General features: G+C 67.0%; 18 protein-coding genes and 1 tRNA gene. 10 read left to right on the top strand and 9 right to left on the bottom strand.

The features are described from left to right. Positions 1-117 precede the first annotated feature (117 nt). From IEW87_RS12870 to IEW87_RS12845, 6 genes are all read right to left on the bottom strand, one after another. The gene (locus tag IEW87_RS12870; RefSeq protein ID WP_188712571.1) at positions 118-804 is read right to left on the bottom strand and encodes an ABC transporter ATP-binding protein; all 687 of its coding nucleotides are present in this window, start codon (positions 802-804) and stop codon (positions 118-120) included. Then, the gene (locus IEW87_RS12865; RefSeq protein ID WP_188712570.1) at positions 801-2,501 is read right to left on the bottom strand and encodes a branched-chain amino acid ABC transporter ATP-binding protein/permease; all 1,701 of its coding nucleotides are present in this window, start codon (positions 2,499-2,501) and stop codon (positions 801-803) included. Before IEW87_RS12865 ends, IEW87_RS12870 begins: the two co-directional genes overlap by 4 nt. Continuing rightward, entirely contained in the window at positions 2,498-3,721 is a 1,224-nt protein-coding gene (locus IEW87_RS12860; RefSeq protein ID WP_188712569.1) for an ABC transporter substrate-binding protein, read from the bottom strand. Before IEW87_RS12860 ends, IEW87_RS12865 begins: the two co-directional genes overlap by 4 nt. Further along, positions 3,691-4,575: a branched-chain amino acid ABC transporter permease gene (locus IEW87_RS12855; protein ID WP_188712568.1), complete on the bottom strand. Its 885-nt coding sequence runs from the start codon at positions 4,573-4,575 to the stop codon at positions 3,691-3,693. Before IEW87_RS12855 ends, IEW87_RS12860 begins: the two co-directional genes overlap by 31 nt. Further along, positions 4,575-6,011 carry an amidase gene (locus tag IEW87_RS12850; RefSeq protein WP_188712567.1) on the bottom strand — a complete coding sequence of 479 codons (1,437 nt, stop codon included), beginning with the start codon at positions 6,009-6,011 and terminating at the stop codon, positions 4,575-4,577. Before IEW87_RS12850 ends, IEW87_RS12855 begins: the two co-directional genes overlap by 1 nt. Before the next feature lie 80 nt (positions 6,012-6,091). Further along, complete coding sequence (locus IEW87_RS12845) at positions 6,092-6,706, bottom strand: TetR/AcrR family transcriptional regulator (protein WP_188712566.1); 615 nt, start codon at positions 6,704-6,706, stop codon at positions 6,092-6,094. Between the two features lie 178 nt (positions 6,707-6,884). Here IEW87_RS12845 and IEW87_RS12840 point away from each other — a divergent pair, with 178 nt between their 5' ends. The 8 genes from IEW87_RS12840 to IEW87_RS12805 all read left to right on the top strand — a co-directional run bounded on the left by IEW87_RS12840 (position 6,885) and on the right by IEW87_RS12805 (position 14,490). Beyond that, positions 6,885-7,745, top strand: a complete 861-nt coding sequence (locus IEW87_RS12840; protein ID WP_373285122.1) for a ParA family protein — start codon at positions 6,885-6,887, stop codon at positions 7,743-7,745. Between the two features lie 142 nt (positions 7,746-7,887). Beyond that, complete coding sequence (locus IEW87_RS12835; RefSeq protein WP_188712564.1) at positions 7,888-8,721, top strand: segregation and condensation protein A; 834 nt, start codon at positions 7,888-7,890, stop codon at positions 8,719-8,721. Next, the gene (gene scpB / locus IEW87_RS12830; RefSeq protein ID WP_188712563.1) at positions 8,711-9,274 is read left to right on the top strand and encodes an SMC-Scp complex subunit ScpB; all 564 of its coding nucleotides are present in this window, start codon (positions 8,711-8,713) and stop codon (positions 9,272-9,274) included. Before IEW87_RS12835 ends, scpB begins: the two co-directional genes overlap by 11 nt. A 47-nt stretch (positions 9,275-9,321) precedes the next feature. Next, entirely contained in the window at positions 9,322-10,086 is a 765-nt protein-coding gene (locus IEW87_RS12825; protein ID WP_188712562.1) for a pseudouridine synthase, read from the top strand. After that, entirely contained in the window at positions 10,083-11,198 is a 1,116-nt protein-coding gene (locus IEW87_RS12820; protein WP_229731154.1) for a prephenate dehydrogenase, read from the top strand. The genes IEW87_RS12825 and IEW87_RS12820 overlap by 4 nt, the downstream gene beginning before the upstream one ends. Further along, on the top strand, positions 11,191-11,877 hold the full coding sequence (cmk, locus tag IEW87_RS12815) for a (d)CMP kinase (protein ID WP_188712561.1): 687 nt from the start codon (positions 11,191-11,193) through the stop codon (positions 11,875-11,877). The genes IEW87_RS12820 and cmk overlap by 8 nt, the downstream gene beginning before the upstream one ends. Beyond that, entirely contained in the window at positions 11,867-13,390 is a 1,524-nt protein-coding gene (der, locus tag IEW87_RS12810) for a ribosome biogenesis GTPase Der (protein WP_188712560.1), read from the top strand. The genes cmk and der overlap by 11 nt, the downstream gene beginning before the upstream one ends. Before the next feature lie 221 nt (positions 13,391-13,611). Further along, entirely contained in the window at positions 13,612-14,490 is an 879-nt protein-coding gene (locus IEW87_RS12805; protein WP_188712559.1) for an NUDIX hydrolase, read from the top strand. A gap of 4 nt (positions 14,491-14,494) precedes the next feature. On the opposite strand, the gene IEW87_RS12800 is transcribed toward IEW87_RS12805, so the two are convergent. Together IEW87_RS12800 and IEW87_RS12795 are read right to left on the bottom strand one after the other, a co-directional pair. Next, complete coding sequence (locus IEW87_RS12800; protein ID WP_188712558.1) at positions 14,495-14,881, bottom strand: RNA-binding S4 domain-containing protein; 387 nt, start codon at positions 14,879-14,881, stop codon at positions 14,495-14,497. 14 nt (positions 14,882-14,895) lie between these two features. Beyond that, positions 14,896-15,474, bottom strand: a complete 579-nt coding sequence (locus IEW87_RS12795; RefSeq protein WP_188712557.1) for a GNAT family N-acetyltransferase — start codon at positions 15,472-15,474, stop codon at positions 14,896-14,898. Between the two features lie 64 nt (positions 15,475-15,538). On the opposite strand from IEW87_RS12795, the gene IEW87_RS12790 reads away from it, so the two are divergent. Next, complete coding sequence (locus tag IEW87_RS12790; RefSeq protein WP_188712556.1) at positions 15,539-15,952, top strand: nitroreductase/quinone reductase family protein; 414 nt, start codon at positions 15,539-15,541, stop codon at positions 15,950-15,952. 168 nt (positions 15,953-16,120) lie between these two features. Further along, positions 16,121-16,194 (top strand) — tRNA-Pro (locus IEW87_RS12785). 973 nt (positions 16,195-17,167) lie between these two features. On the opposite strand, the gene IEW87_RS12780 is transcribed toward IEW87_RS12785, so the two are convergent. Next, complete coding sequence (locus IEW87_RS12780) at positions 17,168-19,249, bottom strand: HelD family protein (protein WP_188712555.1); 2,082 nt, start codon at positions 19,247-19,249, stop codon at positions 17,168-17,170. Positions 19,250-19,392: the final 143 nt, after the last annotated feature.

Below are 19,392 nucleotides of genomic sequence, written 5' to 3'. Positions count from 1 at the left end.
GCATCCCCGAGCAGTCTGACGACCGCCCGAGGATGCGCGTTAGCGAAATGCTGCTCTGGCACCTGTGGTGCGTGGCTCGAGCAGTCCGACGCCGCCGGACTGTCGGTGGTGCCGTGCTCAGCTGACGACGAGCAGGTTGCCGAGACGTTGTGGGTCGGACCGGAGGCGCTCTGCCGGTTCGTCCAGAACGATGGCGCCCTTCTCCATTCCGAGGATCCGGTCGCTGTGGTCCAGCGGGAGATCGGGGCTCTGGTCGACGAACAACGTGGTGATGCCCGCGGACGCGAGCGCGCGGGCCGCCTCGAGCACCGCGTGCACGAGCGAGGGCTGGAGCCCCTGTGAGAACTCGTCGATGAGGATCATGCGCGATCCGTGGACCATCGCACGGGCGAGAGCGAGCTGCTGCTTCTGTCCGCCGGAGAGGTCGCCAGCTTTGACGCGGGCGCGCTCACGGATGACGGGGAACACCTCGGCGACGTCGATCGGCGGTGAGTAACCGCGCCGCGCGGAGAGGCGGAGGTTCTCTTCGACGGTGAGCGTCGGGAAGACTCCGCGGTCGTCGGGCACGAACGCCAACCCGGCGCGCGCGATCCGGGCGCTTCGTGTGTACGCAGTGCCATCGAGAGCGACCGTCCCGCTTTTCGCGGTGACCTGACACGCGATGGTGCGTAGGAGCGTCGTCTTGCCCATGCCATTGCGGCCGAGCAGCGCCACGACCTGGCCCTCCTCGACGCGCAGACGGATGTCGCGCAGCACGTCCGCGTGACCGTAGCCTGATGTGACGTCGGTGAGTTCGAGTGTCATCGTGTCTTCCCCAGATACGCATTCTGGACAGCGTCGAGTGCGGCCACCTCGTCGAGAGTGCCTTCTGCGAGCACGCGCCCGTCGGCGAGGACCACGACACGATCGGCGAGCTCACGCACGATTTCCATGTCGTGTTCGACGACGATCAGTGTGCTTCCGGACTCGGCAGACACGCGCCGCAGGAGCTGCGCGAGCCGGATCGACTCATCATGTGAGAGACCGGCAGCGGGCTCGTCGAGAACGATGATGGTGGGCCCCCAGGCGAGGACGATCGCAAGCTCGAGAGCGCGAAGATCGGCGAGGGAGAGATCGGCGGCCGGTCCGTCGGACATCGTCTCGAATCGGTCGAGCCCCACCGGCAGAGGCGACGCCGTGAGTGCCTCGGCGCGCGCCAACGCGATGTTGTCGGCGGGGGAGAGGTCCGAGAAGAGGCTCGGCACCTGGAAGACCTTTCCGAGACCCGCGCGGGCGCGGCGGTGGATCGGCCAGGACGTCGCGGTGCGCCCTGCGATCGTCACCTCCCCGCTGTCCGCGGTGAGGTCGCCAGCCACGATGTTGAGGAACGTCGTCTTGCCGGCCCCGTTCGGGCCGATAATGCAGACGCTCTCGCCGGAATCGGCGCGGAAGTCGATGCCGCGCACGATCTGCGCCGCGCCGAAGCTCCGGGTGACGCCCGTCGCCGTCACGGTGCCATCCGCATCCCGTGGCGCGTCGGTGGCAGCGGTGTACGGGGGGATGTGCGTGCCGAGGCGGGCGCGAGCGGAATCGCTGACGCGCGCGAGCTTCGCGAGCAGCCCGGCGAAGCCGCCGGGTGCGAAGCGGACGATCAGTAGGAACACGACGCCGAGCGCGAGCAGGTACCAGCTTCCGAGCACGTCCCCGAGATATCTCTCACCGACCGTGATGAGGATCGCCCCGAAGAAGGCCCCGAATATCGTGCCGCGGCCGCCGACCGCGAGCCATACGAGCACCTGCGTCGACATCAGGATGCCCGCCGTGGACGGAACGACCAGCCCCATCGTCGGGGCGGCGAGCACGCCCGCGAGTGCGGCGATCGCCGCACTGATCGCGAATGCGACGAGCTTCGTCCCCCGCACCGAGACGCCCAGGTGGGCGGCACGCACCGGAACCATCGACACCGCGAGGAAACGTCGTCCCCATCGCCCGCGGATCACGAAATACCACACGAGCGCGACGGTCACGATGACGACGACACCCGTGATGTAGAAGTCCGCGATCAGGCCGCGGGATTCCACGAACAGCCCGTTGCTGCCGTTCGTGACGGGGCGCCACGATCGCGCGACCTGCTCGACCAGCAGCGTGAGCGCGAGCGTGAGGACCGCCATCGTGGACATCGCGGCACGGCGCTGCAGGCCGATGAGTCCGACGGCGATGGCAACCAACGCGGCGCCCAGGATGCCGACGATCCCGCCGACGACCGGTGGGACGCCGACAGACTCCGCGATCGCCGCGCAGTACGCGCCGATTCCGAAGAATGCGGCATGCCCGATGCTGATGACGCCGGCACGTCCCCACGCGATGTCGAGGCCGAAGGCGAAGAGCCCGTACGCGAGAGCGAGGGTAAGCAGTGCGAGAGGGTACGGCGGAAGGAAGAACGGAGCGATCCCCACTGCGGCCGTCGACGCGACGAGCGCACCGACGTGCGCGTAACCGATGCGGCGCGTGGGCCGCGTCACGCGCATGTCCTCGGCTGCGGATCGGAAACGACGCCGAGGTCCTCGACCAGCGTGTAGGCTCCGTCGGCGTCGATCTCGATGACGTACATGTTCTGGGACCACATGTGCGTTTCGGAATCGAAGCTGCCGCCGCCGAGGACACCCTCCGACGTCGTCTGCGACATCTGCTCGCTGACCGCCTCGGCCGCATAGTCACCTGCGGCTTCGACGGCGGACGCGATGAAGTGTGCGGCCATGTACGACGTCGCCGCGACGGCGGGGATCGGGTCGTCGAAGTCATAGGCGTCGCGGTAGGCGGCCACGAACTCCTCGTTCGCCTCGTCGTCCAGCTGGTCGGTGTAAGGAAGAACAGTCGTTCGCCCCTCCAGCGCTGATGAGATCGCGCCGTAGAACTCCTGCTGGTGGGTCGTGCCGGTGAATCCACGGTCGTCGAGCAGACCAAACTGCTCGGCCTGCTGAGTGAACGCGACCGCATCGCCACCGACGACGCCCGTGAGGATCCAGTCGGGGTCGGCGCTTTGCATCTTCGAGATGACGGGCTGCCACTCAGACGTGCCGAGCGGAGCGTACTCTTCGACGACGAACTCGCCGCCGGCTTCGTCGAGTGCGGCGCGGGCCACGTCGGCGTACTCGCGCGGGAAGAGGTAATCGTTGCCGGCGAACGCGACGCGGGGGCCGTACTCGTCGACCATCCGCGGCACGATCGCCTCAAGCACCATCGGCTCAGTCACGCCGAACGGCCAGAAGTGCGCACTGCAGCTGGGAACGATGCCCATGATGGCCGAGGAGAACGGCACTTCGGCATCGGCGGCGACCGAGGCGACGGCGTTCGTCGTGTCGCCGGCAATGGTGCCGAACAGGTAATCGACCTGCTCCTCGCGAACGAGACGCTGCGCGACCTGTGTCGACGTCGCTGCTTCGCTCATGTCGTCGACGACCACGAGCTCGACGTCGTGACCGAGGACGCCACCCGCAGCGTTCACGGCGTCGAGACCGAGTTCGAAGCCCTGCTGCATCGAAGTTCCTTCGAGCGAAGCGGGGCCGGTGAGGGGCGCGATGAGACCGATCTTGAGCGCACGGTCCGTGTCATCCGCGCCGCCGGGCTCTTCTGCGCTGAATGAACCTCCGGAGCAGGCAGTCAACGCGAGCACGGGCGCGACCAACAACGCGAGCGTCGGCGTGAGGCGGGTCATGCGATTGCGGTGCGTGGGATTTTCCATGAGGGGAACCTCCAGTCCAGGCCCTGCGGGCGCAGGGCGATGAGCGCGATGAGCGCGACGAAGAATATGAGGCCGGCAGCCGTTTCCGGCAGGAACGTGCGCAGGACGGTGTCCAACAGTGCGACGACGAATGCACCGACGACGGGGCTGATCATCGAGCCACGACGTCCCAGCATGACGGCGAAGAAGGCCGGCGCGAGCAGGCCGACTCCTGCCGACGGAGTCACGCCGAGCATCGGGCTCTGCAGCGCGCCGGCGAGCACCGCCAAGGTGGTGCCGAGCATGAACGCGCCGGTGATCATCCGAGTCGGTGGGATGCCGAGCGAGGCGGCCATCGAACGGTTGTCGATGGAGGCGCGCAGACGCAGGCCGAGAGGAGTGAGGAAGACGGTCGCCAGGCACGCGGCGACGATCATGAGGCACAGCGCGGCGGCGACCAGCCGATAGGCCGGATAGGTGGTGCCGAGCACCTCGATGCTGCCGGTGATCGGTGCAGAGACCGAGGCCGGCGTCGGCCCGAAGATCGCCTCGGCGAGCTGTCGAAGGACGATGCCGACGCCCCACATCGCGAGGAGGGTCGCGAGCATCCCCTGCGCATACAGGCGTGCGAGGAGAAGTCTCTCTGCGGCGAGCCCGACGACGAGTCCGACGATGAGCGCGACGAGTATGCGTGGAAAGAACGGGATCACGGGCTCGAGTACGAACATCGTGTAGGCGCCGACCATCGCGAGGTCACCGTGCGCGACGTTCACAACATTGAGCTGCCCGAAGATGAGTCCGAGCCCCCACGCGAGCAGTGCGTAGAACGCGAAGGTGCTGATCACCGTCAGCGAGAACAGAACTGCCGATTCCATCAGGCGGGCCGATCGAGGACGAGTGGCTTGAGTACTGTCTGAAGCGCGGCAGCGATCGAGAGTACCGAGGCGTCAGCCTGCGGGGGGCCGATGAGGGAGACGCTCGTCGGGAGTCCCGCCTGACTGAGTCCGCTGGGCAACGCGGCGGCGGGGAACCCCACGAAGTTCCACAGCGCGGTGAAGCAGGTCAGCGGGTCATCGCCGCCGATCTTCTCTGTCACGTCGTAGCCGGTGCCGCGCAGCGGTGCCGGCGCCGCAGTCGTCGGCTCGAGCACAGCGGAGACGTTGTGCTCGCGGAACCACGCGGACCACAATTCTGTCGCGTGGATGCGTGCGCTCTGGGCTGCGATGTACGCATCAGCACTGAGAGGGGTGGAGCCAGGGGCGATGAAGTGTCGAGTGCTGTCGCGGTACCGCTCGGGGGTCGTCGCGAACCTCGTGTGATATGCCCGAGCCTCCGCGATGAGGACGGTGTCGTAATGTGAGTGGTCGAGTTCGTATGGAGCGGGAAGCGTGAGGATGCGGGCACCGAGAGAGTGCAGGGCATCGGTCGCACGAGCGAGACCCTGCCGTACATCAGCGTCGACGTCGACGCTGTCTGTTCGATCGGTGACGGCGATCGTGATGCCGTCGAGGCGCGCGGGGACGGCGTCGGGCTCGTCCATGTCACGCGGCGTGCTGATGCCCCAAGGGTCGGTTGCGCCACGCGCGTTCGTGAGTGCGCCGAACATCACAGCGCAGTCCGCGATCGTGCGGGCGATCGGGCCGACGTGGTCGAGCGTGGCAGCGAGGGGAATAACACCGTCGAGAGACACCCGGCCGTAAGAGCCCTTGAACGCCGAGACGCCGCTGAGCGAGGCCGGCACGCGAACCGAACCGGCCGTGTCCGTGCCGAGTGCCCCCGGCACCATGCCCGCAGCGACGGCGGCGCCGGAGCCGCCGGACGAGCCACCTGCGCTGTGCGCGGTGTTCCAGGGGTTGCCGACCTGATCGGTCGTGCCTCCCGCCGCGAACTCATGCGTGTGCGTGTGGCCGACGAGCACGGCTCCGGCGCGTTCGAGCGCGGTCCATGCCGCGGATGAGGAATCCGCGAGGCTGCCCTCCAGCTGCCGACTGGACGCCGTGAGCGGGAGCCCCGCAACGCCGATGATGTCTTTGACGGCCAGCGGAATCCCGAGGAGTGGAGCCCAGTCGCCTTCCGCGATGCGCTTGTCAGCGGCCTGCGCCGACTCGAACGCCCGCTCCGGATACAGACGTGCCCATGCGTTGACGGCGTCCGGAGCGCCGTCGAACGACGGATCCCCACCATTTCGCTGTTCGATGCGGCGAAGCAGCGCTTCGAGGAGGTCGACAGCGGTCAGGGCGCCGGCACGCAGAGCGGCGCGTGCTTCGCTGATGGTCAGATCTGCGGGGTGTGCGTCGGCGAATGGCGTCATGCCGGTGATGCAAGCAGAGTTGCGACGGTCGCCGTGTGGAAACGAGACCAAACGCGTCGAACTGTCTCAGATCGCGGCGGTCAGCTGTGTGCGTCGTGGTCCCACGGTGGGCTGACGCGCTGCGCGACGGAGATGAGCTCGCTGGCGTCGGCGCCCAGACAGAAGCCGTCGACGACGATATTGAGCCGGTTCGTGCGCCGCACGGGTTCGCGAATGGCACCCACCAGCTCCATGACGTCCTGGTGATGTGTGCCAGCGCGGATGTGACCCTGACCGCGTGCGCGGTTCCAGAGCTCGCCGAAGCGAAGGTCAAACTCGTCGCGCACCGGCACGATCGGGCTCGGGCCTTGACCGACCGTGAGTCCGAGGTTCGCGATGAAGTCGCGATCATCGGTGACCATGTTCGAGAAGCGTTCGAGGATCGACACGACGTCGATGACGGCAGGGCGCTCGCCGCGATGTTCCTCCGCCCACGACAGCGCGCGTTCCCATCGATCGACCGAGACAGCATCGATCAGCGCAGCCTTCGACGGAAAGTGTCGGTACAACGTGGCCTGGCTCAACCCCGCTCGCTCGGCGATGTCACGAGCGGTGAATGACTTCCTGCCGTGCTCGGCCACGAGCCCGCAGGCGGCACGCAGCAGCGCCTCGCGGTGTTCCTCCACATCCGCGCGGATCGGAGACGTCAGGGACATGGGGCCTCATTGCTTCCAGGGTGACGTCATGGTACCGCAGTCATGACGTCGGGATCCATGAACGTGCCCCTCTCACGTTCGTCCGAGAGAGGTCCCGCATCCGCCTCGCGCGGCGTTCCTGCGTGCTGGGAGGTAACGAGACGGATACACTCGACGGAGCGTGTCAGGAGGAACATCGGTGGCGAAGAAGAACGACGACGTCGTTATCGGCCCAACGGGCCGCCCCTACAACGGATTCGTGACGCCGGAGAAACTCGACAGACACGGGCCGGCGCGGATCATCGCGCTGTGCAACCAGAAGGGCGGCGTCGGCAAGACGACGACGAGCATCAACCTCGCCGCCTCGCTGGCGAACTACGGGCGACGCGTACTCGCGGTCGACTTCGATCCGCAGGGCGCGCTGTCGGCCGGCCTCGGCATCGCGACGCACGACGTGCCGACCATCTACGACCTGATGCTCGACACCAAGAGCGACCCGCACGAAGCGATCATCCCGTCGAATGTTGACGGCCTCGACGTGATCCCCGCGAACATCGACTTGTCGGCAGCTGAGGTGCACCTCGTCAACGAGGTCGCACGCGAGACGATCCTCTCGCGCGTGCTCAGCAAGGTGGCGAAGGACTATGACGTCATCCTCATCGACTGCCAGCCGTCGCTGGGCCTGCTGACCGTCAACGCACTCACGGCGGCGCACGGCGTGCTGGTCCCGCTTGAGTGCGAGTACTTCGCGCTGCGCGGCGTCGCGCTGCTGATCGAGACGATCGAGAAGGTCCAGGATCGTCTGAACCCCTCGCTCGAACTCGACGGGCTGCTCGCGACGATGTACGACGCGCGCACGCTGCACTCGCGTGAGGTTCTCGAGCGCATCGTCGAGACATTCGGCGACAAGGTCTTCGAGACCGTTATCGGGCGCACGGTGAAGTTCCCCGACGCGAGCGTGTCGGGCGTTCCGATCATCGAGTACGCGCCGAGTCATGATGCCGCTCAGGCGTATCTCCGCCTCGCGCGCGAACTCGTGCACAGAGGGGCGGTCGCGTAGTGATCGCACCGATCCGCCGTAGGCGGCAGACGGATACTGTGCGGAGTGCCACGGCTCAGTACGAGGCGTGGCACCGTCGCGTAGTGATCGACCCGATCCGCGGTAGGCACTGCGCCGTGGCGCGAGGCTGTCGCATAGGGCGATGACGGATCCGTCGGACGCCGCCCTCGACGCGGCGGTGCGCCCGCCGGACGAGACGGGATTCCGCGTCTCGTTGGCGAACTTCGACGGGCCGTTCGACCTGCTGCTGAGTCTCATCACGAAGCACGAGCTCGACATCACGGAGATCGCGCTGTCGGCCGTGACCGACGAGTTCATCTCCTATCTCAGAGAGCTGGGTCCGGAGGAGGAGCTCGACCAGGCCAGCGAATTCCTCGTGGTGGCCGCGACGCTGCTCGACATGAAGGTCGCGGGCCTGCTGCCGCAGGGAGAACTCGTCGACGCGGAAGCGGTCGCGGTGCTCGAGGCGCGCGATCTGCTGTTCGCACGTCTGCTGCAGTACCGCGCGTTCAAAGAGGTCTCCACATGGTTCGCGGAGAACATCTCCCGCGAAGACGCGCGTCGCACGCGCGACGTTCCGCTCGAGGAGAAGTACCGTGCGAAGACCCCCGAGCTGACGTGGACGCTGTCGCTTGACGACTTCGCGGCGCTGGCGACCCTCGCGTTCGCCCCGCGTGAGATCCCCACCGTGGGGCTCGACCATCTGCACGCGCCGCAGGTGTCTATTCGCGAGCAGGCCGCGATCGTCGTGTCGTCGCTGCGCACGCTTGGATCCACAACGTTCCGTGAGCTCGCGGTGGGCGCTGACGGCCCCGGCGTCATCGTGGCGCGCTTCATCTCGATCCTCGAGCTGTACCGGCACGCGGCCGTCGCCTTCGAACAGCTCGAACCGCTCGGCGAGCTGACGGTGCGGTGGGTGGCCGAGACGTGGACCGACGAGACTCTTGCGACGCTGGGAGCCGACTATGACAACTGATGACGTCGAGGTGCGCCAACGTCTCGAAGCGATGCTGATCGTCGCGGACGAGCCCATGAGCGTCGTGAACCTCGCGACCGCGGTCGGCAGACCGGTCGCGGGCGTGCGACGCGCGCTCGCCGCGCTGAAGGCCGACTACGACGGCGAGGACGCCGGGCCGGTGCGCGGATTCGAACTGCGCGAAGTCGGCGGCGGGTGGCGCATCTATGTGCGCGAGAGTCTTGACGACATCGTCACGTCTTTCATCGGAGATCAGGCGCCGGCCCGGTTGTCGCAGGCAGCGCTCGAGACGCTCGCCGTCATCGCGTACAAGCAGCCCGTCACGCGGTCACAGGTCGCTCAGATCCGCGCGGTGAATGTCGACTCCGTCGTCCGTACGCTGCTTGCGCGCGGGTTGATCACCGAGATGCACGCGGATCCGGAGACGGGGGCGATGCACTACGGCACGACCGATCTGCTGCTCGAGAAGCTCGGCATCAACGCGCTGTCCGAGCTGCCTCCGATCTCTCCGCTCCTCGACGACGGCGCGGACGGCTTCGACGACTTCGCCTGAGCCGCGGACTGGGCAAGGGATCAGGCCGGATCCGTCAGAATAGAGGGATGTCGGATCAACAGCCCGAGGGCGTGCGCCTGCAGAAGGCGCTCAGTGGCGCCGGCGTCGCGTCGCGGCGCGCGTCGGAGAACCTCATCGTCGCCGGTCGTGTGCGGGTGAACGGATCCGTGATCACGGAGCTCGGTACGCGTATCGACCCCGATGTCGACCTCGTCGACGTCGACGGTCAGGCTGTCCAGCTCGATGTGTCGAAGCGGTATGTCGTGCTGAACAAGCCGACCGGCGTGGTGAGCACGATGCGCGATGACCAGGATCGACGCGATCTGCGCGAGTTCACGCGCGAATGGCCGGAGCGCCTCTATAACGTCGGCCGCCTCGATACCGACACCTCTGGGCTTCTCGTCCTGACGAACGACGGGGAGCTCGCGAACGTGCTCGCGCACCCGCGATTCGGTGTCACGAAGGTATACATCGCGAAGGTCACCGGCGCCGTCTCCGCGCAGACGGTCGCGCGCCTGACCCGCGGCATCGACCTCGACGATGGCCCGATTCAGGCGGACAAGGCGCGGGTGCTTGACTCCTCGCGTGGCTCGAGCCTCGTCGAGCTGACCCTCCACTCGGGCCGCAATCGCATCGTGCGGCGCATGATGGCGGAGGTGGGGCACCCCGTCGTCGAGCTCGTGCGTCGACAGTTCGGTCCGCTGAATCTCGGCACACTCGCCTCCGGTGCGACGCGCGAACTCGATAAAGTGGAGCGCGGCGCGTTGCTGACCCTCGCGCGCGAATCCCGCGAGATGAAGGAGACCGAGTGACGACCGATACGCTCGTGCCCGGTCGTCGAGCGCGCGTCGACGGATCCGTGCGGATCGTCGGAGCCGGCTTGCTCGGATCCAGCATCGGCCACGCCCTGTCACAGAACGGCGTTGACGTGCGGCTCACCGACACGTCGCCCGCGCAGCTGCGGCTCGCCATCGACTACGGCGCCGGCAGCGCGGCGACCGATGCCGACGACCCCGTTCTCGTCGTCGTGTGCACGCCGCCCGATGTCGTCGCCGATGTCATCGAGGCCGAGCTGACGGCGTTCCCGCACGCGGTCGTCACGGACGTCGCCTCGGTCAAGCTCGAGCCGCTGCGTGCGTTGCGCGAGCGAGGCGTCGACCTGACCAATTACATCGGATCCCACCCGCTCGCCGGCCGCGAACGGGGAGGAGCGATCTCGGCGCGAGCGGACATCTTCACGGGGCGCCCGTGGGTCGTCTGCCGGGATGGAGAGACGCCCTCCCGCGCGCTCGCACTCGTGGAGGCGCTCGCGTTGGATCTCGACGCCGTCCCGATCGAGATGACGCCCGAGGAGCACGATCGCTCTGTCGCGCTCGTCTCGCACGTGCCGCAGGTGGTCGCGTCGCTTCTCGCCGCACGCTTCGCGGACGCGCCTGAGCAGGCGCTGTCGCTGGCCGGCCAGGGTGCACGCGACACGACGCGCATCGCGGCCTCGTCACCGGAACTGTGGGTTCAGATCCTCGCCGCGAACGCGGATCCGATTGTCGAGCAGCTCGACCTGCTCGCGAACGACCTGCGCGCCGTCGCAGACGCGCTGCGCGCGCCGGACGCACCCGGTGCCCGTCGCACGACGGCCGACGCGATCCGCGGCGGCAACGTCGGTGTCGAGCGCCTGCCGGGAAAGCACGGCTCACGGCGGCGCTTCGAATCGCTGGTCGTCATGGTCGACGACACCTCTGGCCAGCTCGGCCGCCTCTTCGGCGACCTGGGCGACCTCGGGGTCAACGTGGAAGACTTCCGACTGGAGCACTCGCCGGGGGCGCCCCTTGGGCTCGCCGAGATCGCGGTCGTGCCGGCGGCGGTGCAGCCCACGGTCGACGGCCTGACCTCACGCGGATGGCGGATTGCGAGCACGGGTGACTGAGACATTCTTCGTCGGCATCGACGGACCGGCCGGGTCCGGCAAGTCGAGCGTGTCCAAGCAAACCGCGCGGCGCCTCGGTTTCGGCTATCTCGACACCGGATCCGTCTACCGTGCCCTCGCATGGCACGTCACCCAGGGCGAGGCCTCGACGGACGACCCCGACGCCGTGGAGGCGGCGTTCTCGACATTCGAGCCGGAGATTTCGCTCGACCCCGATGAGCGCTCCGTCCGCGTGGGCGGCACCGATGTGACGACCGCGATCCGCACGCCCGAGACGACCGCGGCGGTATCCGGCGTGGCCAAGACCACCGCCGTGCGGCCGAAGATCAACGAACTGTTCCGGCGGATCGTGGCGGAGGCATCGCAGCCCGGCGTCATCGTCGAGGGGCGCGACATCACGACCGTCGTCGCGCCGGACGCGCCCGTGCGGATCCTGCTCACGGCCCACCCCGACGTCCGTGCCGCACGGCGAAGCGCGGAGATGGGCGCCGCCGACGTCGCGAAGGTTGCCGAGGCGATGCGACGCCGTGATGCGTCTGACAGCACTGTCGTCGACTTCCTCAACGCCGCAGAGGGCGTCGAGACGGTCGACACCACCAATCTGAACTTCGACGAGTCGGTCGATGCGGTCATCCGCGTCATCGACGAGCGACGAGAAGGGGGCCGAGATGGCCGCTGACCACGAATACGAGGGCGCGGACGACAACCTCGCCGAACGCCTCGAAGACCTCGACGAGGAGCTGATCGAAGCGCGCGCCGAGGCGCTGCGCAAGACGCTCGCCGACTACGACCTCGACGAAGAAGACGCCGATCTCCTCGAGGGGATCCGCGTCGACGAGGAGGGCAACGAGTACCTGCCGGCCCTGCCGGTGGTTGCGATCGTCGGGCGCCCGAACGTCGGCAAGTCGCAGCTCGTGAACCGGATCCTCGGCCGCCGCGAGGCCGTCGTCGAGGACACCCCCGGCGTGACGCGCGACCGCGTCACGTACAAGGCTGAGTGGCTCGACCGCCGGTTCTCGCTCGTCGACACGGGCGGGTGGGAGCACTCGGCGAAGGGCATCGACCGGTCGGTGGCTGCGCAGAGCGAGATCGCGATCGAACTGGCCGACGTGATCCTATTCGTCGTCGACGCGAAGGTCGGCGCGACGGCGACCGATGAGCACGTCGTGAAGCTGCTGCGTCGTACGACGAAGCCCGTCTTCCTCATCGCGAACAAGATCGACGACCCCTCGCACGAGGTCGAGGCTGCGCCGCTGTGGAACCTCGGACTCGGCGAGCCGCACCCGATCTCGGCCATCCACGGGCGCGGCGTTGCCGACATGCTCGACGCCGTGATGGAGAAGACGCCGAAGATCTCTGCGGTCGCGAAGCATGAGATCGGCGGACCGCGCCGAGTGGCGATCCTGGGGCGCCCGAACGTCGGCAAATCCTCGCTGCTGAACAAGGCCGCGGGGGAGGAGCGCGTCGTCGTCGACGACGTCGCCGGCACGACGCGCGACCCCGTCGACGAGGTCGTCGAGCTCGGTGGAAAGCTGTGGACGTTCGTCGACACCGCCGGCATCCGACGCCGCGTGCACATGCACCAGGGTGCCGACTTCTACGCGAGTCTGCGCACCTCGACCGCTCTGGAAAAGGCCGAGGTCGCGGTGGTCGTGATCGATGTGAGTCAGCCGATCAGCGAGCAGGACATCCGCATCATCGAGCTCGTGCTCGAATCGGGCCGCGCGCTCGTGCTCGCCTTCAACAAGTGGGATCTGCTCGACACCCCCGAACTGGAGCAGATGGAGCGCCGCCGGTTCCTCGAGCGTGAGATCGAGAAGGATCTGGCCCACGTCGCCTGGGCGCCGCGGGTCAACATCTCGGCAAAGACCGGCCGCCGACTCGACAAGCTGGTGCCCGCGCTCGAGCAGGCGCTCGAGAACTGGGATCGCCGGATCCCCACGGGCAAGTTCAACGCATTCCTCACCGAGCTCGTCGCCGAGCACCCGCACCCGCTGCGGGGCGGTAAGCAGCCGCGGATCCTCTTCGGCACCCAGGCGAGCACGCGCCCGCCGACGTTCGTGCTGTTCACGACGGGCTTCCTCGACCCCGGGTACCGCCGGTTCATTCAGCGGCGGCTGCGCGAGCTGTACTCGTTCGAGGGCACGCCCATCGTCGTGAACATGCGCGTACGCGAGCGCCGCAAGCGGTAGGGCAGGCCTTTCCGCGGGGCGGGCCGGTACCTTTGCGGGGCGGGCCGGTACCTTTGCGGGGCGGGCTGGTTCGCCGACCATCTCGAAATTCGCCGACCATCTCGACAAGACACGCATTTCGCCGGGATCCCGCCGAATTTCGAGAGCGTCGGCGAGGTTCGCCGTGTCGTCGCGTTGCGCCTCGCCCCCGGCGCGGACGAACGGTTTCGTAGAGTGGGGTCATGACCAGTCTCCCGCCGCGCCGCGCTCAGCACCCCGGGGATGCGTGGGTGGAGAGCGACGAGGGCGCCAGGTACTGGGGTCTGTATGGTGCGGCGGGGCTTCTTGCATACGATTCTCGGCGAGGCGTGCTGCTGCAGCACCGCGTCGAGTGGAGCCACTTCGGTGGCACGTGGGCGTTGCCGGGCGGCGCGCTGAGCGACGAGCACGAGACACCTGTCGCCGGCGCGATCCGCGAGGCTCAGGAGGAGGCCGGCGTGCCGGAAGGCGCGGTCGTTCCGCGCGCCGAGCACGTTTTCGACGTTGGCATCTGGCGCTACACGACGGTCATCGCGGACGTCGCGGATCCGTTCGAACCGAAGGTCACGGATCCGGAATCGGTCGAGCTGCGCTGGGTACCGGTCGACGAGGTCGCGCAGTATGAGCTTCATCCCGCGTTCGGTGCCGCGTGGCCCGTGTTGCGGGCCGCGCTTGAGGAGCACCCGGTCGTGCTCGTGGACGCCGCGAACGTCGTCGGTTCGGTGCCGGATGGCTGGTGGAAAGACCGAACGGGGGCGACAGAGCGCCTGCTCGGGCGGTTGACCGCGCTGGCGGTACGAGGTTTCGCCGCCGAGGATCTCGAGCTCGGACTCCATCACTGGCAGCCGGTCGTCGCCGCTGTGGTCGAGGGCGAGGCGCGCGGCATCGACGCCGGTGCGCTCGCGGTGTTCCGCGCTGACGGATCCGGTGACGACGAGATCGTCGAGCGCGCCGACGCCATGGTGCGCTCGGGGATGCGCGTCACGGCCATCACGAGCGACCGTGAGCTCCGCGAACGGCTAGAAGACGCCGGCGCCCGCGTGCACGGTGCACGCTGGCTGCGCGATCGTCTACCCGCGTAGGGCGTCAGCGGCTTCGTGAGTCGCGGCCCGTGAGCCGGTCGATTTTGCGTCGTTCACGCTTGGTCGGTCGTCCCGTGCCGCGGTCGCGATGAACGATCGGGGCGACGAACTCGCGCGGCGGCGGGGGAGGAGTGCGATCCTCGTAGGCCTCTGCGGCGAGCGGGGCGCCCACGCGCTTCAACAGGATCCGCTCGACGCCCAAGATGCGGTCGAAGCCCTGGATTCGCACGCGAACTTCATCGCCGATCTTGACGTTGTATGAGGCCTTCACCGGGTCGCCGTTGACGCGCACGTGGCCACCGCGGATCGCCGTCGTGGCTGCCGAACGCGTCTTGTACACGCGCACCGCCCAGAGCCACACGTCGACGCGAGCGGTGGTCGGATTGGACATGGATCCATTGTCCCTCAGAGCTTCAGCTGGACGACCTGTTTCGTTGAACCGAGCGGCGCGATGATGTCGAACCCGGCCCGCGTGAACGTCGTGAGGGATCCGACGAACAGCTCGTTCGATCCGGTTCGCTTCTGCGATGGATCCCGCGGATACGCCTCGATGACGCGGGCGCCGTGCGCACGGGCATGGTCGACGGCGGCGGCGAGGAGATGGGCCATGATCCCTTCGCCGCGGTGACCACGCGGCACGGAGAAGCATGTGATTGCCCATACCGAGGCATCGTCGAGCGGCAGGCCGCTGGCTTCGGCGATGCCGCGCATGTGGACGACGCGCTGCTGCGTGGGGCGCGGCCCGACCCGCACCCACCCGGCGGGATCGCCGTCGACGTAGAGCAGAATGCCGGGCGCGGGCGTGGATCCGAGTTCCGCGCGGAACATCTCGCGACGCTCGTTCGGCGTGGTGCGGGAGGCGTCGGCATTTCGCAGCATCGGCCAGATGCACTGGCACTCGGGCCCATCACCTCCGCCCGCGAAGATCTGCTGGACGTCGTCCCAGAGATCGGGCGAGATGGGCGTTGTCGTCATCGTCGACATGAGGACAGCCTAGGAATCATCGATCTTTCGCGCTAGACGTCCGGCATCATGTCATGATCGAGAAATGGCCGATTGGAACCAGAAGATCATCGACGAGTTTCGCGCCAACGGCGGCACCGTTCAGACCATGGGTTTCGGTCGCAGCCTCGTGCTGCTGCACCACGTCGGTGCGAGGACCGGCGCCGAGCGGGTGACGCCGCTGGCCGCAGTCCGTCCCGCTGACGGGGAATGGTTCCTCGCCGCCTCGAAGGGCGGTGCGCCGACGAACCCAGCTTGGTTCCACAATCTCGTCGCACACCCTGACGTGTCCATCGAGGATCCCGACGAGGGAGCGGTCGCCGTCCGAGCTGACGTTCTGCAGGGCGATGAGCGCGATTCGGCGTGGGCGCGTTTTGAAGCGATGAGTGACGGGTTCGCGCAGTATCAGCGCGGCACGGATCGCGTCATCCCAGTCGTCCGGCTGCGGCGCGCGAACTGACGCGCCCGGCCCCGCGAGCGATTCGCCGCGCTTTGTGACCTCGGGTAGACTTTCGGAGTTGCCTGCGCGGCGACGACAACTGAACAACGGGCTGTGGCGCAGTTTGGTAGCGCACTTGACTGGGGGTCAAGTGCGGTAACGACTCGGTACGGCTCGAAAATAGAACAACGGGATGTGGCGCAGCTTGGTAGCGCACTTGACTGGGGGTCAAGGGGTCGCAGGTTCAAATCCTGTCATCCCGACAGAAAAGCCCAGGTGAGAGCAAGTTTCTCACCTGGGCTTCGTCGTTTCTGTTGTCCTTTTCGGAGGGGTTTATGGAAGCATCCGACCGCGGGTGCTGATGCATTCCGGGACGCGTCGGTTGCTGCCGTTGTGACGAGCCGGGACCTAGCCGGGACCTGGAGCCCGTTTTGGGCTGCGATCGGCCGCGTTTTCATCGCCGAGGTGCCGTCGCTCGGTCGGACGTTGCGGAGCTCCCGCGCTCGGGGGTTTCGTGTCTGTCGAGGAACGCGTTGGCGCGTGCGGCGGCGGAGGTGAGGTACCGGGTATCTGGGTGGAGGTAGCCGCGGGTGGTCTCGATGGATTTGTGCCCGACGATGCATTGCGGCACGTGCAGGGGGATGCCTGCGTCGGCCCATCCAGGTCGCGCCGGTGCCCGTTTGTGCTGAGGATTGCGAGTTCATCGAGCCAGGGCATCAGCAGACCGACCTTCTCCTCACCCAGGCGGATCACGCGGGCAGGGTCCGGGGTTCGGGCATCGAGGAATCTCTGGGTGTCGAGGCGGTCAGAGAACACAGTGGCGTACTGCCAGAAAACCTGGTCAATCAGATAATCGTTGTCGACATAGAGCGTGGTCATTGTGACCCATGGCTCCGGCTCGACGCCAACCAAGGTGAAAGGGCGTGATCAGCACAGCGTCGCCGCGATTGAGGTAACGGTGGCCGAACTCGCCGAACAGGATCGCGGCCCCTGAACGCAACACCGCGAGCTGTGCGCAATCAAAGGCGTGAGGCGGTTTCGCTCTATGGAGCGAACGTGTCCTCGCAGTGATCGGCGAGTAGTCCTCATTGCGAGGGGGTGTCTCCTTCGTCGTTGCTTGAGTCACGACCGAGTCTCATTGCGATCTCGGCCAGCGGCGGGCGATGATTCTCGTCCCGTCGAAGCTGTCCTGGAAAGTGGCAGCTACCTCCCAGGACGGCTTTTCTCGGTCCCGGCTCACACCGCCTCATTCCTGGTTCCGTCGAGGAGGACGCTTGCGAGGTGTTTGGTTGCTCGGGTTTGGGCGACGTAGAGGTCGCGCATGCCTGCTTCGCTCGCGGCCTCGATCCCGGTGGGGTCGATGATGACGACGGTGTCGAACTCCAGACCGCGTGCGTCTGGCGCGGGAACGATCGTGGCCGTGCTGGCCCGCTCGACGCTCTCCAGTGTGAGGGCGCGTTCGGTGGTCGCAACGACGCCGATCAGCTCGTGCGGATGATCCCGCGCGAGTTCACCGATCAGGTCCGCCACCTGGCTGGTGAGGTGCTCTTCGCTCGTAGTGAGGGTGCGTGGTTGTTCGCCGTGCCGGATGGATTCGGAGAGTTCCTGGTCGGGCGCGATCTGAGCGAGCAGTGGCCGGGTGGATTCGAGGATCTCAGCGGTGGTGCGGTAGTTGATGGTGAGGCGGCGATGAATGAACCGGTCTCGCACGAACGGGGCCAGTGCGTCATCCCAGAACCTGATGGTCGTCGTGGGCCCTGCTTGGGCGAGGTCTCCGACAATCGTCATGGACTTGCCGGGGCAGCGACGCATCAGCATGCGCCACTGCATCTCAGAGAGCTGCTGCGCCTCATCGACCACGATGTGCCCGTAGATGCTCTCCGGGACGCCGTCGATCAGGGCGTGTGCTTCATCGAGGAGCGCGAGGTCAGCGTGACTCCACCCACCCACCGTGCCTGACGTCATCAGCGCCACCTCGTCCTCAGAGACGTCGGGAAGGACGGCCGTGAGCGTGTCGTGGTCGTTCAGGAAACGGCGGACCGCATCGACGGCGTCGAGGCGGGGCCAGACGCGGGTGACTGCCTGGTCGATGGCGGGGTCGTCGAGGAGGTCGTCGCGGATGCTGTCCCAGTCGATGTCGAGTCCGTCGGATGCTTCCGTGGTGTTGTGGTGATCTCGGGGGCCGTATCGGTCGAGGTTGGTACCCAGCAGGGTCTCGATCTCTTCCTCGAAGTCGTCGAGTTCCTTGGTGGTGCGGTGTTCGAGTTCGTTTACGAGATCATCGACGATGTACTCGATGAAGAGTTCACGGCCACGGTTGTGACCGGTATCGCCCTGCAACGCCTGTCTGCGAGCGGCATCGACAATCGATGCGTCGAGGACGACCGTGTCGTGTGAGGTTTTCAGCTCCAGCGCCACACCGTGCGGCTGATGGCGCTGCACCCAGCGGGCGAGGCCCTCGGCGATGAGGGCGCGGCCCTTGATGCGTGCCACTGCGTCCGGTTCGCTTCGTGTGGCTTGTGCGCCGACGAGGTCGGGCATCGTCGCCAGTTGCACGTCGTTCTCGCCGAGGGAGGGCAGCACGTCGGAGATGTAGGTGAGGAACCGCTGGTTCGGTCCGAAGACCAGCACGCCGCGCTCAGCGATGGACTCGAATGCGTACAGGACGTAAGCGGCGCGGTGCAGCGCCACAATCGTCTTACCGGTACCGGGTCCGCCGTCGACGACCATGATTCCCCGATGATCGGAGCGGACGATCTCGTCCTGCTCGGTCTGCAGCGTCGCGGCGGCCTCGTGCATCTTTCCCGTTCGGGCAGCGCTCAGGGCAGCCACCAGGGGGCTGTCGCCGACGAGGTCTCCCTCTCTTGGGGAAGTGCCGTCAAGGATCTCGTCATTGACATCAATCACTCGACGCCCGTCGAGACGCAGATGTCGGCGGCGGCGCACCCCCATCGGAGCGGCCATCGTCGCCGAATAGAACGGGCGGGCGGCCTCTGCCCGCCAATCAATCAGCAGGAGGTTTCCGTCGTCGGTGCGCAAACTCACCCGGCCAATATGAAAAGCGTCACCTTCGGTGGAATCGATACGTCCGAAGCACAAAGAATGCTCCGCCGACCGCAACCGACCGATTCCCTCGTTCAGATGCGCGGTCTCGATGTCCTTTGCATATCGGTCGCTCGGGTCCTCGATCGGCCGGGCCAGCACGCGCTCCCGCGTGGCGAGCTTCACAGCCACTTCTTCATCGAGCCGCGCATACATCACCCCCACCAAATGCTGCTCTTCGTCGACCTGTCCTGCCTTATCAAACTGGTTGCTCATACCCCTCGTCTTCCCTTGACCGACGTCCACTATGAAGACTCAAATCGGCAAAGACAACGTTGATCTTTGCGTCAAAACATGGCCTCGAACTATCGCTGTCATCGCCTGAATATGCTCCCCGAACGTGCGCGTCGGCGGGTCTT

The sequence above is a fragment of the Microbacterium faecale genome, assembly GCF_014640975.1.
Taxonomy (GTDB): domain Bacteria; phylum Actinomycetota; class Actinomycetes; order Actinomycetales; family Microbacteriaceae; genus Microbacterium; species Microbacterium faecale.
This window is presented reverse-complemented; position numbering and strand designations above follow the sequence as displayed.